This window comes from Streptomyces sp. SID13031 (assembly GCF_010548305.1).
In the GTDB taxonomy this organism is placed as follows: domain Bacteria; phylum Actinomycetota; class Actinomycetes; order Propionibacteriales; family Kribbellaceae; genus Kribbella.
This window is the reverse complement of record NZ_JAAGLV010000009.1, coordinates 268,592-285,130: the sequence shown is the minus strand read 5'-3', so window position 1 is coordinate 285,130 and position 16,539 is coordinate 268,592. Positions and strand designations below refer to the sequence as shown.

General features: G+C 67.7%; 15 protein-coding genes. 7 read left to right on the top strand and 8 right to left on the bottom strand.

Annotation, left to right across the window (positions count from 1 at the left end; genetic code table 11):
- Positions 1–49 precede the first annotated feature (49 nt).
- The gene (locus G3I17_RS19970) at positions 50–649 is read left to right on the top strand and encodes a TetR/AcrR family transcriptional regulator (protein ID WP_203590472.1); all 600 of its coding nucleotides are present in this window, start codon (positions 50–52) and stop codon (positions 647–649) included.
- Positions 650–700: 51 nt separating this feature from the next.
- Here the strand turns inward: G3I17_RS19970 and ligD are convergent, their stop codons facing one another.
- Entirely contained in the window at positions 701–1,681 is a 981-nt protein-coding gene (gene ligD / locus G3I17_RS19965; RefSeq protein ID WP_164598405.1) for a non-homologous end-joining DNA ligase, read from the bottom strand.
- 193 nt (positions 1,682–1,874) lie between these two features.
- Between ligD and G3I17_RS19960 the strand changes: the two genes are divergently transcribed.
- Positions 1,875–2,204: a hypothetical protein gene (locus tag G3I17_RS19960; RefSeq protein ID WP_164598403.1), complete on the top strand. Its 330-nt coding sequence runs from the start codon at positions 1,875–1,877 to the stop codon at positions 2,202–2,204.
- A 41-nt stretch (positions 2,205–2,245) separates the two neighbouring features.
- Here G3I17_RS19960 and G3I17_RS19955 read toward each other — a convergent pair whose 3' ends face one another.
- Together G3I17_RS19955 and G3I17_RS19950 are read right to left on the bottom strand one after the other, a co-directional pair.
- Entirely contained in the window at positions 2,246–3,355 is a 1,110-nt protein-coding gene (locus G3I17_RS19955) for a branched-chain amino acid aminotransferase (RefSeq protein WP_203590511.1), read from the bottom strand.
- A 37-nt stretch (positions 3,356–3,392) separates the two neighbouring features.
- A complete protein-coding gene (locus G3I17_RS19950) occupies positions 3,393–4,730 on the bottom strand; it encodes a helix-turn-helix transcriptional regulator (protein ID WP_164598399.1) in 1,338 nt (445 codons plus the stop codon).
- Positions 4,731–4,954: 224 nt separating this feature from the next.
- Between G3I17_RS19950 and G3I17_RS19945 the strand changes: the two genes are divergently transcribed.
- From G3I17_RS19945 to G3I17_RS19930, 4 genes are all read left to right on the top strand, one after another.
- Positions 4,955–5,362, top strand: a complete 408-nt coding sequence (locus G3I17_RS19945; protein WP_164598397.1) for a hypothetical protein — start codon at positions 4,955–4,957, stop codon at positions 5,360–5,362.
- Between the two features lie 190 nt (positions 5,363–5,552).
- Positions 5,553–7,334, top strand: a complete 1,782-nt coding sequence (locus G3I17_RS19940; RefSeq protein ID WP_164598396.1) for a glycoside hydrolase family 18 protein — start codon at positions 5,553–5,555, stop codon at positions 7,332–7,334.
- A gap of 55 nt (positions 7,335–7,389) precedes the next feature.
- On the top strand, positions 7,390–9,051 hold the full coding sequence (locus G3I17_RS19935; protein ID WP_164598394.1) for an FAD-dependent oxidoreductase: 1,662 nt from the start codon (positions 7,390–7,392) through the stop codon (positions 9,049–9,051).
- Complete coding sequence (locus tag G3I17_RS19930; RefSeq protein ID WP_164598392.1) at positions 9,051–10,529, top strand: ATP-binding protein; 1,479 nt, start codon at positions 9,051–9,053, stop codon at positions 10,527–10,529. Before G3I17_RS19935 ends, G3I17_RS19930 begins: the two co-directional genes overlap by 1 nt.
- Before the next feature lies 1 nt (position 10,530).
- Here G3I17_RS19930 and G3I17_RS19925 read toward each other — a convergent pair whose 3' ends face one another.
- The 5 genes from G3I17_RS19925 to G3I17_RS19905 form a co-directional block, all read right to left on the bottom strand.
- A complete protein-coding gene (locus G3I17_RS19925; RefSeq protein ID WP_164598390.1) occupies positions 10,531–10,971 on the bottom strand; it encodes a VOC family protein in 441 nt (146 codons plus the stop codon).
- A gap of 169 nt (positions 10,972–11,140) precedes the next feature.
- A complete protein-coding gene (locus tag G3I17_RS19920; protein ID WP_164598387.1) occupies positions 11,141–11,674 on the bottom strand; it encodes a pyridoxamine 5'-phosphate oxidase family protein in 534 nt (177 codons plus the stop codon).
- 54 nt (positions 11,675–11,728) lie between these two features.
- Entirely contained in the window at positions 11,729–12,820 is a 1,092-nt protein-coding gene (locus tag G3I17_RS19915; RefSeq protein ID WP_164598385.1) for a serine hydrolase domain-containing protein, read from the bottom strand.
- Between the two features lie 218 nt (positions 12,821–13,038).
- On the bottom strand, positions 13,039–14,016 hold the full coding sequence (locus G3I17_RS19910; protein WP_164598383.1) for a sugar kinase: 978 nt from the start codon (positions 14,014–14,016) through the stop codon (positions 13,039–13,041).
- Complete coding sequence (locus tag G3I17_RS19905; RefSeq protein ID WP_343238357.1) at positions 14,009–14,635, bottom strand: bifunctional 4-hydroxy-2-oxoglutarate aldolase/2-dehydro-3-deoxy-phosphogluconate aldolase; 627 nt, start codon at positions 14,633–14,635, stop codon at positions 14,009–14,011. Before G3I17_RS19905 ends, G3I17_RS19910 begins: the two co-directional genes overlap by 8 nt.
- Before the next feature lie 94 nt (positions 14,636–14,729).
- On the opposite strand from G3I17_RS19905, the gene G3I17_RS19900 reads away from it, so the two are divergent.
- Positions 14,730–16,535 (top strand): sialidase family protein, encoded by a 1,806-nt coding sequence (locus G3I17_RS19900; protein ID WP_164598379.1) that lies wholly within the window; start codon positions 14,730–14,732, stop codon positions 16,533–16,535.
- Positions 16,536–16,539 lie beyond the last annotated feature (4 nt).

The window sequence follows — 16,539 nt, the reverse complement described above, 5'->3', positions numbered from 1 at the left end:
ATTCACTATGAACGTGACTAGGGTTCGTTGTCAAGAAGGAGGTGTCCGGGTGACGAGCACACGCAAGGAACAGGCGGCGGGGACCGAGGCCGCGCTGAAGCAGGCGGCGCGTGAGTTGTTCGCCGAGCGCGGGTACCTGAACACGAAGATCACCGACATCACCGCGGCGGCCGGGCGCGCGACGGGCTCCTTCTACAACCACTTCGCCGGCAAGGAAGAGTTGCTCGAGGCGCTGCTCGTCGACATGCTGGCGGAGGCGGACAACGCAGTACTGGGCGATCTGGCCCATGAAGAGGACTTCAGCAAGATCTCGTCGGTCCGCTGGCACGTGGCCGTGTTCTGGAACTTCTACAAGGCGCATCTGCCGGAGATGATCGCCGTCAAGCAGGCGGCGATGGCCGACCCGGAGCTCGGCCGGCGCCTGCAGCAGATCATGGCGGACGACGACACGCACATGATCAAGCACCTCTCGTACCTGCCCGAACCACAGCCGGACCCGCTGCACCAGATCTCAGCGATGAACGCCCTGCTCGAAGGCTTCGCCTACACCTGGCTGGTGGTCAACCCACTCTCGGGCCGCACGATCTCCGACGAAGCCGCGATCGACCTACTCGCCAACCTCCTCCACCACGGCTTCGCGGGCCGCTGACTCCCAGCCAACCAGTCAGCCCGCGCGCCCGGCCGAGGCCAGAGCTGAGGCTTACTCCTCGGGCGGCGGTGGTTCTTCGGCACCTTCGGCTTCGTCGCGGGCGGCCCATTCCAGGAGGGTGTCGAGCGAGAAGGCTGAGTCGTCGATGGTGGCGTGGAGGTCGCCCAGCTCGGCGAAGCGGGCCGGGACGGTGGCGATGGTGAAGGCCTTCGGGTCGACGTCGTCGATCTCGTCCCAATGGATCGGCGTCGAGACCGTGCCTTCGGGGTTGCCGCGGACGGAGTACGCGCTGGCGATCGTGTGGTCGCGGGCGTTCTGGTTGTAGTCGACGAAGAGCTTCTTCGGGTCGCGGTCCTTGCGCCACCAGGTGGTGGTGACCTCGTCGGGTGCGCGGCGCTCGACCTCCCGCGCGAAGGCGAGCGCGGCCCGGCGTACGTCGGAGAAGCCGTGGTCGGGCTTGATCCGCACGTAGATGTGGATGCCGGAGCCACCGGACGTCTTCGGATAGCCGGTCGCGCCCAGATCATCGAGTACTTCGTGGGCGACGTGCGCCACCCGGCGCACCCGGTCGAACGGGCAGTCGGGCATCGGGTCGAGGTCGATCCGCCATTCGTCGGGCTTCTCGGTGTCGGCGCGGCGGGAGTTCCACGGGTGGAACTCGACCGTCGACATCTGCACCGCCCAGGCGACGTGCGCGATCTCGGTGACGCAGAGCTCGTCGGCGGTCCGGTTGTACCGCGGGAACTTGACCTGCACGGTCTCCATCCACGGGGGCGCCCCGTTCGGCAGCCGCTTCTGGTGCACCTTCTCGCCGGCCACCCCGGAGGGGAACCGATGCATCATGCACGGCCGCTCCCGCAAGGCGCGCACGATCCCGTCTCCGACAGACAGGTAGTACCTCACCAGGTCGAGCTTGGTCTCCCCGCGCGCGGGGAAGTAGACCCGGTCCGGATTCGAGATCCGCACGGTCCGCTCGCCGACTTCCAGCTCGACCGCGGGCGTCTTGCTCTTGGCCGCCTTGGACTCCGCCATACAGTCAACCTAACGGCCGGGACGGACATTCAGCACCATCATCAGGCGCGAGTATCCGATCCGACCCCTCCGGAGACCCCCGAGTTCGACGGCAAGTGCTCGGTCGATGGCTGTCTGGTTAACCGGCGGGGACGGACATCCCGCATGATCATCGTCAGAACACCGAATCCCGATCCTCCTAGAGAGACCGAACATGGCGCAGCTCATCGTTGAGATCCACCTCCCGCTGGTCGACACCGGCGTGCGGTCGCCCGCCAACCCCGACTACGCCTTCGGCTGGATCTTCGAGGTCGAGGAGTACCTGGCGAAGAACGAGGACGGCGGCGGCTTCGAGGTGTACGACGACGGCGAGGAACTCGGCAACGACTATCTCTTCTTCCTCACCGGCGCGAACGAGCGGACGCTGTTGTCCGTGGCGAGGGATGTCGCTCGGCTTCCGGGCATGCCGAAGGGCGCCTACGCGATCGTCACCGACGACGAGGCCGAGGAGATGGGCGTCGGCCAGCGCGCGCCGCTCTCCTAGACCGGAAACGGCACCCGCTCAAAGGCAGGTGAGGCTCAGTCTCAGGCGAGGCGGGTCAGCCAGTTGTGGGTGTCGGGGGTGCGGCCGTGTTGGAGGTCCAGCAGGGATTTGCGGAGGGTTGCGGTGACGGGGCCGACGCCGTGGTCCACCGAGTGGTCGCCGATTGTCACCTCGCCGCCTTCCCAGGCCAGGCGGCCGATGGGGGTGATGACGGCGGCTGTGCCGGAGGCGAACACTTCGGTGATTTCGCCGGTGCGGACGCCATCGCGCCAGTCGTCGGCGGAGATGCGGCGCTCCTCCACCTGGTGGCCGAGGTCTGCGGCCAGCTCGAGGACGGAGGCGCGGGTGACGCCTTCGAGGATCGAGCCGGACAGTTCGGGCGTCGCGATCCGGCCGTCGGAGTACACGAAGAAGAGGTTCATGCTGCCGCTCTCCTCGATCCAGCGGCGCTCCACCGCGTCGAGGTAGGCGACCTGGTCGCAGCCGTTGGCGACTGCTTCGGCCAGGGCGGCGAGGCTGGCCGCATAGTTGCCGCCGCACTTGGCCGCGCCTGTACCACCCGGGGTCGCCCGGATCGAGGTGCTCGACAGCCAGATGGAGACCGGCTTGGGGCCAGTGTCGAAGTACGCGCCGGCAGGTGAGGCGATGACGCCGAACAGGACCTCCTGCGCGGGCCGCACGCTCAGTGCTGCCTCGGTGGCGATCATGTACGGCCGGAGGTAGAGGCTGGTCTCGCCGCTACCCGCCGGGGGCACCCAGACCTCGTCCACTGTCACCAGTGCGCGCAGTGCTGCGAGGAACGCCTCTTCCGGCACCTCAGGCAGTGCAAGCCGCTGAGCACTCCGCTTGAACCGGGCAGCGTTGACCTCAGGCCGGAACGCCCACACGGATCCGTCCTCATGCCTGTACGCCTTCAGCCCTTCGAAGATCTCCTGCGCGTAGTGCAGCACTGCGGCGGCCGGGCTGACCTTGAGCGGCGCGTACGCCGTCACCTTCGCGTCGTGCCAGCCCCGCTCAGTCGTCCACGAGGCAAGCACCATATGGTCGGTGAAGGACTGCCCGAAGCCGGGCTTGGCCAATACCGCACCCCGGGCCTCCGCCGTCGCCAGGTCGGCGCTGAGCTCGACCTGGAAGTCCCACGCGTCTGTCAATGTCGCTGCCCGACTCTCACCTGTCACTTTCGCCACGCTACCCCTGCTGCCACCCAGAGCTCGACCCAATGCCCACAGTGCGGTTGTCGTACGGCCTGCGCCGCAGCAGCTCGCGGTAGTCCCACACGGCAGGCCGCCCAACCTCCTCACCCTGTACTGCGGCGAGCACGTGGCCGGCCACGTCGTACAGGTGATGGGTGTGGCACTGGTCGGGCAGCTCGACCAGGACTCGCATCGCCACCGCCAGCCCGGCCGCGACGTCACCGTCCATCACCAGGCAATGGGCAACCACCACCTCCAGCTCGGCCCGCTCGGTAGTCCCGGGCGCGCACAACCCCAGCGCCCGGTCGAGAGCTATATAGGCGCCGATGGTGTCGCCGAGAGTCGCGCACACTCGCCCCTCGACGGCGCAGGTCGCGGAGCCGGCCCACTCGAACGGCGAACTGCTTGCCGCAGACCGGTCTGGCAGGTCAGCCGTCACGGTGTGGAGATCCTCCAGCGCCTGCCGCGCTTCAGCTGCCTCGCCCAGTGCGGCCAGAATCTGAGCGCGGGCGGCAAGAGCGCGGGCGACGTCGGCTGGTCGATCAGCCAGTGCCAGTGCATCGTCGGCGAGCTCAAGCAGCACTGGCAGTGGGCGGTGCTCGGCCAGCCCACTCGTCGCCTCCCAGCTGCGGGCCAGGCTGGCGATCCGGCGCTCGGTGGAGCTGTCGGCGGTCGCGCGGGCAGTTCGCCACCAGCGCTCGGCCGCGCGGAGCCTGCCGAGCTCGGCGAGGGTCAAGGCGATCAACACCGCCAGCTCAGCTGCCGGAACAGCCAGGGCAGCCGAACGAGCTGCGGCGCTGGCACGCAGCAGTTGCAGATCCGCGGTGAGCTCGGGCAGGCGCTCCGCCGGGGGAGTCGTCGTGAACTCGTGGGCATGGCCGGTCGCCACCGCCCGCCACTCAGCCACCTCCCGCCCAGGGCCGAAGGACCCGGCCAGCTCATGCCGAACCGCCTCGAGCAGCTCCACCCCGGCGGGCAATCTCCCGTCGGTCGGCGCCGCCCGTACTTCGCCGCCCGCCACTCCGGACGCCGGTACTCCGGATGCCGCCGTCTCGGCCACCGCGGCTCCGGACGCCGGGCTGGGGGTGGCGGTGGCGGTGGCGGTGGATCCGGGTGGCGCTGGTGGATGGGTCTGCTCGTAGGCGGTCGACAACGTCGGGCTGGTGCCCAGCTCGCGGTCGCACAGGCTGGCGAGGTGGGCCGAGCCCGGGCGCCGGCCGCGCTCGACCTGGGACAGGTAGCTGTGGTCGTAGCCCACTCGGGTGGCAAGCTGCCGCAAACTCAGGGCGGCTGCCTGCCGGGACCGCCTCAACTGCACGCCGAACTCAGCCACAGGATCCTCCCCTGTTCGAGCTGCCGGTCTGGCCGGCCCACTGGTCACGCCTGGTGGTTGCGGTGCGTAGCGCGAACCTACAAGGCCCTACCGACAGAACCCGCCGCGGCGCCGCCCGAAGCTCAACCCTGCAAGGGGTTAGGGGCTGTGGTGACTGTGGGCTGTTCGGGCAGCCCACAGCTCACACCTGGTGACCACACCCCCTCACCAACCAGCCTTGAACCATGAACACCCCGCAGCCAGAGCCAAGGCTCTTCCACCTGGTCCGGTCGTCCGGTGCCTCTCCGGAGGCCGAGTCGAGAGCAGCGGCCGGGCGGGTCATCGTTGCCGACGGAGTCGAGTGGTCCGACGGCACGGTGACGCTGCGCTGGCGGGGGCAATGGCCGGCGACGTCGGTCTGGGAGGGCGGTATCGACGCAGTGCTGGCGGTGCACGCCCGCAGCGGCGCCACCGAACTCCACTGGTTCCCCGCACCCAAGCCACTACCCAGTACTACGACCGCACCCGCCCCGCCGCCGACCGGTGCCGTGGATTGGCAGGCGCTCAGTGGGTTGCGGCTGGCGGCGCCGGGGGTAGATGGGAGGTGTGTCAGCTGCGGGCTCATCTGGCCCTGCCTGAGTTGCGGGCCCTGACGAGACAGCACCGGCCGCCCGCCTGGGCGGATCGGTCGCGAGCGCCGGCTGGGGGAGTTGGTGGGTGGTGGCGGTCCGGGCCCTGCCGCGGCGGGTTTCCCACAGAGGCGGGTTCCCGACAGCGGTACGCCTTGACGGTGAGTTTTGAAACCTCTCTACTTAATGCACTCTCACCGCTGGAGGTCCGCCCATGCGTTCACGGTGTTCTGCCGCCCTACTCGGCTTTCTGCTGGTCGTCGCAGGCTTGGTCGGGGTCACCCAGACCGCGCAGGCGGCGAACCTGTTGACCAACCCCGGCTTCGAGGCGGGCTCGCTGAGCGGCTGGACCTGCTCCGGCGGCTCGGTGATCACCAGCCCGACCCACTCGGGCGGCTTCGCGCTCAACGGTGCGGTGTCGGGTTCGGACTTCGCCCAGTGCAGCCAGACGGTGGCAGTACAGCCCAATACGGCGTACACGCTGTCGGCCTGGGTGCGCGGCTCGTACGTCTACCTGGGCGTCACGGGTGGCGCCTCCACCTGGACGCCCTCAGCGAGTGGTTACAGCCAACTGACGGTCGCCTTCACGAGTGGTGCGAGTCAGACCTCGGCGCAGATCTACCTTCACGGGTGGTACGGCCAACCGGCGTATCAGGCGGATGACGTCAACCTGGATGGGCCCGGTGGCACGCCGCCGACCGGTGGCGCTCCCGGAGTACCGGGGACTCCTTCAGTGACCGGTACTACCAACAGCGCGATCTCCTTGAGTTGGCCGGCCTCCACTGGGACAGTCACGGGATACCGCGTCTACGAAGGCTCCGGTGTGGTCAAGACGGTCACCGGCACCTCCACCAGCATCGACGGGCTGGCCGCGTGTACTAGCCACAGCTACACAGTTGCCGCGTACAACAGCAACGGTGAGTCGGCCAAGAGCGCAGCAGCCTCCGGTACTACGTCAGGCTGCACCAGCACGGGCCTCCCCAAGCACGCCCTGATCGGCTACCTGCACGCGAGCTTCGCCAACGGCTCGGGCTACGTCCGGATGGCCGACATCCCGTCAGCGTGGAACATCATCAACCTCTCCTTCGGTGAACCGACCTCCGTCACCTCGGGCGACATCCGCTTCAACCGCTGCCCGGTGAGCGAGTGCCCGAACGTGGAGAGCGACGCCGACTTCCTGGCCGCGATCAAGGCCAAACAGGCCCAGGGCAAGAAGGTGCTGATCTCGATCGGCGGCGCCAACGGCCAGGTCCAGCTCGCCAGTACGGCGGCGCGCGACGCGTTCGTGAACTCGATCAGCGCGATCATCGACCGCTGGGGGCTGGACGGGCTCGACATCGACTTCGAGGGCCACTCGCTGTTCCTGAACGCCAACGACACCGACTTCCGCAATCCGACCACCCCGGTGATCGTCAACCTGATCAGCGCGGTCAAGACGCTGAAGGCGAAGTACGGGGCGAAGTTCGTGCTGACGATGGCGCCGGAGACCTTCTTCGTCCAGATCGGCTACCAGTTCTACGGCTCCGGCCCGAACGGCGGCGACAACCGGCGCGGGTCGTACCTGCCGGTGATCCACGCGCTGCGCGACTCGCTCACCGTGCTGCACGTCCAGGACTACAACTCGGGTCCCGTAATGGGGCTCGACAACCAGTACCACCAGATGGGCGGTGCTGACTTCCACATCGCGATGACCGACATGATCAAGGCCGGCTTCCCGGTCGGGACCACCGGCCAGACCTTCCCCGGGCTCCGCGAGGACCAGATCGCCTTCGGGCTCCCGGCGGCCACCAGCGCAGGGAACGGCTACACCGCCCCGGCAGCCGTTCACACCGCGCTCGACTGTCTGGTGAAGGGCCAGAACTGTGGTGGCTACACCCTTCGCGGCGGCGCTTCCCCGTCGTTCCGCGGATTGATGACCTGGTCGATCAACTGGGACAAGTACTACAACTGGGAGTTCCAGAACAGCCACGCGCAGTACCTGGCGGCCCTCCCGTAATAAGCCTGTGGACGAAGAGCGCCCGGAATTGGCCGGGCGCTGGTATTAAAGAGTTATGCCAACGTCAACTTCCCGCCCGGTGATCCTGACCGTGGACGACGACCCGGGGGTCTCCCGGTCGATCGCCCGCGACCTGCGACGCCGGTACGCCGAGGAGAACCGGATCGTCCGGGCGGAGTCGCCGGACCAGGCCCTTGACGCGCTCAAGGAGCTCAAGCTGCGGGGTGAGCCGGTCGCGCTGCTGCTCGCGGACTACCGGATGCCGGGGATGTCCGGGATCGAATTCCTCGAAGCGGCGATGGACCTGTTCCCGCTCGCCCGCCGCGTCCTGCTGACGGCGTACGCCGATACTGACGCCGCCATCCAGGCCATCAACGTGGTCGACCTGGACCACTACCTGCTGAAGCCGTGGAATCCGCCGGAGGAGAAGCTCTACCCGGTGGTCGACTCGATGCTCGACCTGTGGAAGTCCACCCCGGACGCGCCCACCGACGAGACCCGGGTGATCGGCCACCGCTGGTCGGCGCCGTCGTTCACCGCCCGCGACTTCCTCGCCCGCAACGCCGTGCCGTACCGGTGGATGGGTGTCGACGACGAGGAGAGCCAGCGGCTGCTCGCTGCCGCCGGAATCGACGGTACGACGCTGCCGGTCGTCATCACAGCGGACGGTACGGTGCTCGTCGCGCCGTCCGAGGCCGAGCTGGCCGACAAGGTCGGACTGTCCACGCACCCCGCCGAGGAGTTCTACGACCTCGTGGTGGTCGGTGGCGGCCCTGCTGGTCTCGGCGCTGCCGTGTACGGCGCAAGCGAGGGCCTGCGGACCGTACTGGTCGAGCAGGTCGCGACTGGTGGCCAGGCGGGTCAATCGAGCCGGATCGAGAACTACCTGGGCTTCCCCGACGGGGTGTCCGGGGCCCAGTTGACCGACCGGGCCCGGCGGCAGGCGCTCCGCTTCGGCGCCGAACTGCTGACCGCGCGCGAGGTGGTCAAGCTGGAGACGACCGGGTCCGCCCGGCGGTTGCAGTTCTCCGACGGCAGCGAGATCTCCGCGCACTCGGTGATCCTGGCGACCGGCGTCTCGTACCGGACGCTCGAAGCGCCCGGTGTCGACGATCTCTGCGGCCGCGGCATCTACTACGGCTCGGCGACGACCGAGGGGCCGAGCTGTGCCGGCCAGGAGGTCTACATCATCGGCGGGGCGAACTCCGCCGGCCAGGCCGCGGTCTATTTCTCCCGGCATGCGAAACGCGTGCATATGCTGGTAAGAGGTCCCTCACTCGAGGCGACCATGTCGTCGTACCTGATCGATCAGATCGGCGGCATCGACAACATCGAGGTGCACACCTGTACGCAGGTGGTGTCCTGCAAGGGTTCGGATCACTTGGAATGCGTGACGCTCACCAACAGCGCGACCGGGGAGAGCTGGGAGGTGGACACGGAGTGGATGTTCGTGTTCATCGGCGCTGCCCCCCGGACGGACTGGCTGCCGGGTGACCTGTTGCGCGACGACCGAGGATTCGTACTGACCGGACCGGACCTGCGCGGCCGGCCGCCGGGCTGGGCGCTGGAGCGCGACCCGTACCACCTGGAGACGAGCATGCCGGGCGTCTTCGCGGCGGGCGACGTCCGGGCCGAGTCCGTCAAGCGGGTCGCCTCGGCAGTCGGTGACGGCGCGATGGCCGTGACCTTGGTGCACCGATACCTGGAGATGCTCTGATGACCGAGCCTGTTGCCGACACCGTCGCGGAGACCGACGAGGTGCGCCGGACCACTCGCGACGAGCTGCGGACGCTGTTCCTGTTCGAGTCGCTGACCGACGAGCAGCTCGACTGGCTGGTCCGCGCGGGCCACCTCGTCGCCGTCGAGGAGGGTCGCGTCTTCGCCGAGGGCGACGAGGCGACCTGCTGCTACGTGCTGATGTCCGGCGGGCTGCGGATGTGCAAGCAGTTGCAGGGCGAAGAGGTCGAGATCAACCGGTCCACCCAGCGCGGGGTGTACGCCGGTGCGTTCAACGCCTTCTTCGGCGCCGACGACCGCAAGGGCTATACCGCGTCGATGTACGTGCTCGAGCCGTCGGAGTTCTTCGTCGTCGACGCCGCCGCGATGGCGGAGATGATGAACACCTGGTTCCCGATGGCGGTGCACCTGATCGAGGGCTTCGTGATGGGGATGCAGCGGACCAACGAGACGATGGGCCAGCGTGAGCGGTTGCTTGCCCTGGGCTCCTTGTCGGCTGGGCTCACGCACGAGCTCAACAACCCTGCTGCGGCAGCAGTCCGGGCCGCGGCGACGCTGCGGCAGCGGGTCGCCGGGATGCGGTCCAAGCTCGCGATGCTTGCCGACGGCACCCTTGACGCGACCAAGCTGCACCAGATCGTCGAGATCCAGGAGGCCGCGGTCGAGCGGGTCGCCAAGGCCCGCGAGCTGTCACCGATGGAGCTCAGCGACGCCGAGGACACGTTGTCGGACTGGCTCGACGACCACGACGTGCGCAACAGTTGGGACGTCGCGCCGGTACTGGCCGCGGTCGGGCTGGACGTGCCGTGGATGGAAGACGTACTGACCGCCGTCGGACCGGAGTACCTGGAAGGCGCCGTTCGCTGGCTGATGTACACGATCGACACCGAGTCGCTGATGAACGAGATCGACGACTCGGTCACCCGGATCTCGACGCTGGTCGGGGCGGCGAAGCAGTACTCGCAGATCGACCGCGCGCCGTACCAGATCGTCGATCTACGCGAGTTGCTGAAGTCGACGATGGTGATGATGTCCGGCAAGTTCGAGGGTCTGACGATCGTGAAGGATCTCGATCCGGACCTGCCGCCGATCCCGGCGTACGCGGCCGAGCTGAACCAGGTCTGGACCAACATCATCGACAACGCCGTCTCCGCGATGAACGGGTCGGGCACGCTGACGATCCGGACCAAGCGCGACGGTGCCTTTGCGGTCGTCGAGATCGGTGACACGGGTCCGGGGATTCCGGCCGACATCAAGAGCCGGATCTTCGAGCCGTTCTTCACCACGAAGCCGATCGGTGAGGGCACCGGGCTCGGGCTGGACATCTCCTGGCGGATCGTCGTGAAGAAGCACCACGGCGACCTGCGGGTCGAGTCGAAGCCCGGTGATACCCGGTTCAAGATCGTGCTCCCGATCAACCCGGAAGCAGAGATCCAGGCTCAAGCCGATCTGATCTGAGTCACCACACGCCGATAGAAGCCTTCGGCGTGATCAGGCAGAAGCAGAAGGGGTGGCCGGCCGGGTCCGCGAGTACGTAGAGCGGCTCGCCTTCGTCCTCGGAGCGATCGAGCACCAGGGTCGCGCCGAGGTCTTCTGCGCGTTGCTTGTGCCGCTGCAGTTCATCCCGCGTCGGTACGGCGAAGTCGAGATGCAGCTGCATCGGCACGTCGTGCTCGGGCCAGGTCGAGCGGGGGAGCGTGCTGACCTCCTGGAACGCGAGCTTCCGCCTGCCGTCCTTGTCGACGAGCACGAGCCAGTCGGCGTCGTCTTCGGCGCTTTCGGCCGGCGGCTCGTCACCGGGTCGGTACTGCAGGCCGAGCAACTCGCGATAGAACTCGGCGAGCCCGCGACAGTCGGTGGTGTCCAGCGCGGTGTGCATCAGTTCCGGGTAGCTTGTCACTGTCTCGTTTCCTCTCCATCCAGCAGGGCGGCGGCCGCGTCGAGCCGCCGTCCCCATCCTGCCGCCTCGGGCTTCCGACTGGGTGATCCTTGAGGCCGCGCTGTGCGGTGTTTCCAGACGGTGCGCGGCGGGTGTCGCGGACGGGGGTGGGCAGCGGGGCCCTAGGCAATCAGCTCCACCGGTAGCGGGTCTGGGACGACTCGCTGCCGGTACTGAAGGCGAATGCCTTGTCGGGCTGAACCCTGTAGAGCTGAGCGTTCCCGGTCCGAACGGCGTTGCCCAGTTGATGCCAGGTTCCGTCCTCGCGGGTTAGCTGCCAGCCGTAGGCTTGCTCGAACGCGGTCGCCACGGCTTCCCTGGTGTCCTGGTCGGTGACGAGGCTCGCAGTGCCTTCGATGACGTAGTCGGTGCCGGTCAGGGTGGCGGTTCCGGTGGTGAGCGCGCAGTACGGGTTGGCGCTGAGGTTCCTGGCTTTCTGCTCGGTCTCGCCGGTGGTGAACCACATTGCGTCGAGCGCCCAGATCGCCAGCAACGGTGTCACGTGGGGCCGGCCGTCCCGGCGTACCGTGCACAGCTGGAATTTCTGGATCCGCCGCAATGCCCACTCCGTCGCCTCCCACGGTGTCGGGCCGGCGCCTGGCGAGGAGAAGGGGCCGACGCTGGTTTCTGGCACGGTCGGGTCGTCGGCCGGATGAATGGTCATGATTTCCTCCTGGTGATCGTCGCGGATTCCGCCCCGGTGCGTCCGTCGGGCAGCTCAGCGGGTCTCGGCGAGACGGTCGGCCAGGATCGTGGTGACCGACAGCGCGGTGTCGAAATTCGGGTTGAGCCGGGTTTTCGTCAGCGCGAAGGCAACCCCTCGCGCGGGGTCCGCGTAGGCGTAGCTTCCACCCCCGCCCGGCCATCCGAAGGCCACGGAGTTCTCGTCTGGAGGGGCGCCGATCCTGCCGATCGGAAAGCCCAGCGCCATCCGCACCGGATTGCCGAAAACCTGATCCACACCCTCGAACGCAGGCGCGGACAGGTCCGCCAACCGGGCAGGGTCCACGAGTTTGCCCTGCAGGACGGCGTTGTACATCGCAGCGAGACCGTGTGCGGTAGCTATGCACACCGACGGTATGTCGGCGCACAGGATGACGCTGTTGTTGCCGAAGTCGGCACTAGGCCGGCTCTCCCACGGCGCGAGGATCGCAGCTCCGTCGTCCGGGTCGGCAGGCCATCGCGGTGCCTGTTCTTCCAGGCGCGCCAACTCCGGCAGCGACCCGTTCGGTGCGGCGAAGTAGAGCTGCCCTTCGATACCGAGCGGCTCGGTGATCCATTCGCGCAGCAGCTCGCTCATGGAGCGCCCGGTCGCGCGGCGGGCGAGCTGGCCGACGAGATAACCGAAGGTGTAGGAGTGGTATCCCATCGCGGTACCGGGCTGCCAGCGCGGCGGGGCGGCAGCCAGCGACTCGCACACCCTGGACCAGTCCGGAAGCTCGCTCGGCGTGATGTCGCGCGGCATGGCGGGAAGACCGACCGTATGGGTCAGGACGTGCCGCAGCGTCGCCGTGTTCTTGCCGTGCACACCGAACTCGGGCCAGAGATCCGTCATCGGGCTGTCGTACTCGAGGAACCCACGCGAGACGAGCAGATGCGCGAGCGTGGCCGTCACGTTTTTTCCAGTGGAGAAACTGAAGATCGGCGTGCCGGAGGTCAGTGGTCTCCCGGTGGCCCGATCCGCCATGCCGGCCACTGCGTCGACGATCAGCGCGCCGTCTCGATAGACAGCGACCTGCACACCGGCCTCCGCGCCAGTACCGACCAGCCTTTCGATCTGACGCTGAATCTGATCCTGTAGCTCACCCATAGCTCTCCACGTCACTTTCCCGACCGCGCGGAGGAATCGGCAGCCGATGAGGCTGTCCAACGCGTCGTGAGCGGACCTTCCCGTAATCCCTGCTCTTCCGTGCTCTCCCAGCCTGGCCAGAGGTCGTTGCAGCTGTCTGCCCGATGGTAGGTCGGAATCAATCAACGATAGTAAGAACCGCAGTCGCTGTGGGGTTGTTCTCGGGAACTGTGGATAAGTCAGCGGAGGGCTGTGCCGTGGGTGTGGGTCAGGAGGGTTAGGTCTTCGCGGGTGGGGAGGGATTCCCAGTCGCCGTGGGCGCCTACGCAGAAGGCGCCGGTGGTAGTGGCTCGGGATAGGCGGGACTCGGTTGGGAGGTTGTCGAGGGTGGCGGAGAGGTAGCCGGAGACGAAGGCGTCGCCGGCGCCGATGGAGTCGGCGACTGTGACGGCGAGGGCTGGTTGGTGGATGGTGCCGGTTGAGGTGTGGGTCCAGGCGCCTTTGCTGCCGGCGGTGATGACGACTTCGGTTGCGCCGGTGGAGAGTAGGGCGGCGACCGGGTCGGTGGCGTCGGTGAGGATGTCGAGCTCGTCGTCCGAGGCGAACACCGTGGTCACGTGGGGGAGCAGCTCACGTAGTACGGCGGCTGCTTCGGTGCGGGTCCAGAGGCGGGCGCGGTAGTTCACGTCCAGCGAGACCTGTACCCCAGCAGCAGAAGCAGCCTGTACTGCGGCCAGCGTCGCGCCTCGAGCTGTCTCCGACAAGGCGGGCGTGATGCCTGTGACGTGGAGGATGCGTGGCGCGGCGCTGGACGGCGTACCGGATGGATCGTCTTCGGGGCGTGCCGACGGGGCCACGGCGGCGACGCATTCCGCGGCGGTGAGGGTGGAGCCGGCTGAACCGCGGCGGTGGTAGCTGACTCGGGTGATGTCGTGGGCCGGCTGGTCGAAGGCGATGAAGCCGGTGAACGAATCGTCGGTGAAGCGCAGATGGCTGGTGTCGACGTTCTCGGCGCGAAGGGTGCGCTGGATCAGCCGGCCGGGTTCATCGTTGCCTACAGCACCTAACCAGGCGACGTCATGCCCGAGCCTCGCCAGCCCGATCGCCACGTTGCTCTCGGAGCCCGCGACGGACAGGTGCACATCGCCGCCCAGACGTAGCGCCCGGGAGGATCGCAGCGAAACCATCGCCTCGCCGAAGGTCAGAACCTCAGGCATCGACTACCGCCTGCAGGAAGGTGGCGGCGCGGGTGGCGAGTTCAGATTGGGAACCGCCGGTGCCTGCGTCGCCGAGGAGGGGGGAGCCGAGGCCTACTGCGAGGGCGCCGGCTTGTAGGTACTGCGGGGTGGTGGTGGCGTCGACTCCGCCGACGGCGATGAGGGGGGCGTCGGGGAGCGGGGCGCGGAGTTCGCGGAAGTAGCCGGGGCCGTGGAGCTTGGCGGGGAAGACCTTCGCCGCGAGGGCGCCTAGATCCAAGGCGGTGATGATCTCGGTCGGGGTGAGGGCGCCGCAGAGGAGCGGGAGGCCCAGGTCGATGCTGCGGTGGGCGCCTCGGGTGATGGCCGGGGTGACGATGAAGCCGGCTCCGGCGGCTGCGACCTCGTCCGCCTGGGCTGCGGTGATCACAGTCCCCGCACCGATCAGCACCGATGGGTCGAACTCCGAGCGCGCCTTGGCGATCGCCTCAGCGCCGCCCGGCGTCGTGAGCGAGACCTCCAAGATGGTGATCCCCGCGGTCACCAGGGTGCGGATGCACTCCAGGGCCCGGTCGGGACCGTCGGCCCGGATGATCGCCAGCACCTTGCGCCGGCTGAGTTCCTCGTGCAACTCCACCACTTACTTCACCCCTTGCATCTATGTGGGAAACTTACTTTGTGAGCAACCGCCCCGTTGTTTACTTTCCGTTCACGGAAGGCAGGTCTACGTACCCATGCCCAGATTCCGTCCGTTGCTGATTTCCCTCGCCTTGCTGGCAGCCGGCCTCGTGGCCGCGCCCCAGCAGAACCAGCCCGCTGAGGCCGCCGTCACCCAGACCGTCCTGTTCGACAAGGGCGGCGCCGGCTACGGCTGCTACCGGATCCCCGCCATCGTGCGAACCAAGCTCGGCACGCTCCTCGCCTTCGCCGAGGCCAGGCGCACCTGGTGCGCCGACTCGCAGGAGATCGACCTCGTCATCCGCCGGTCCGAGGATGACGGCCGCACCTGGTCGGCGCAGAAGATCATCCTGTCCGGCACCGACGCGGACCCCAACGCCGTCGCCACTCGCGGCAACCCGACCCCGGTCGTCGACCTGGAGACCGGCCGGATCGTGCTGCTCACGACGATGGATCCGGGCACCACGAACAAGCCGCGGACGCCGTACGTTCAGTACAGCGACGATGACGGCAAGACTTTTACCAAGGCTAAAAACATCGGTGCGCAGATCGACGACCCGAGCTGGGGCTGGTACGCGACCGGCCCGGTGCACGGCATCCAGCTGACCCGCGGCGCACACAAGGGTCGCCTGGTGGCTGGTACGAACTACGACGCCGGTGGCAAGGTCGCCGGGCAGCTCGTCTACAGCGACGACGGTGGCGACACGTGGCACAAAGGCGCGACCGATCTGCGCAACGACGGCGTCATCCCGCAGGAGATCAGCGTTGTCGAGAAGGTTGACGGCGGCATCTATGCGGGAGCCCGGAACAACAACGGCAGCGCCGGGAACAGCCGGACGTTTGCCGTCAGCAACGATGGTGGCGAGACGTACGCCGCTCCGTACGCGACCATCCCCGGGCTCACCACGCCGACCGTCCAAGGGTCGTTGCTGAGACTTCGCGCGACTGATCAAGGTGCGAAGTACAACCGGATCCTGTTCGCGTCGCCGGCTGATCCGGAGCGGCGGAGGTATCTGACCGTCAGGTCGAGCTTCGATGAGGGCAAGACCTGGCAGTCCGTTGCCGACGGCACCAGGATCACCAGCGACTGGTCCGGGTACTCCGATCTGACGGTGCTCGACACCGGGGAGATCGGTCTGCTGTATGAGGCCGGGGCGGTCGATGCGCGCGATCAGATCAGGTTCGCGCGGTTCATCGAGACCGATATCGGGTTGCCGGATGGACCGGCCGGTCCGAGTACGCCGGATGTGTCCGGGTTGGGAAACAACGGCATTCTTCGCGGTGGTACGACCGCTGTCGCCGGCAAGTTCGGGCAGGCGCGGGACCTCGACGGGACGGATGACGCGATCCAGTTGCCGTTCGCCGAATCGCTCGCCGTCGGGGCGGGGGACTTTACTGCTATGGCTTGGATCAAGTACGGAGCCAGGACGACGCCGCAGGCGATCTTCTGGGGTTACAACCTCAACGAGTTCTCGCAGTTCTGGCTGCGGGCTGAACCGGCTGATGCACGGATCCGCGGTCTGATCACGACCGGCGGCGCTACCGCGGCGGTCGAGACGACGAAGGCCTACAACGACAACGTCTGGCATCATGTCGCGCTGCAACGGAATGCGGGAACGTTGTCGATCTGGGTCGACGGAGCCCAGGCGGCGAGCGTCGCGTCGCCGGCCGGGTCGGTCAGTCCGGGCAGACCGTTCAAGATGTTCGTCGGTCAGCGCCTCGACGGGGCGCATCATTTCGACGGTTCGCTCGACGAGGTCCGCCTCTACAAGCGCGCGATCACGGCGGCCGAGCTGAACAGCATCCGGACCAGCAACGTCACCACGGTCCCGAACGTGGTACTCGATCTGCCGCTCGGGTAGCACG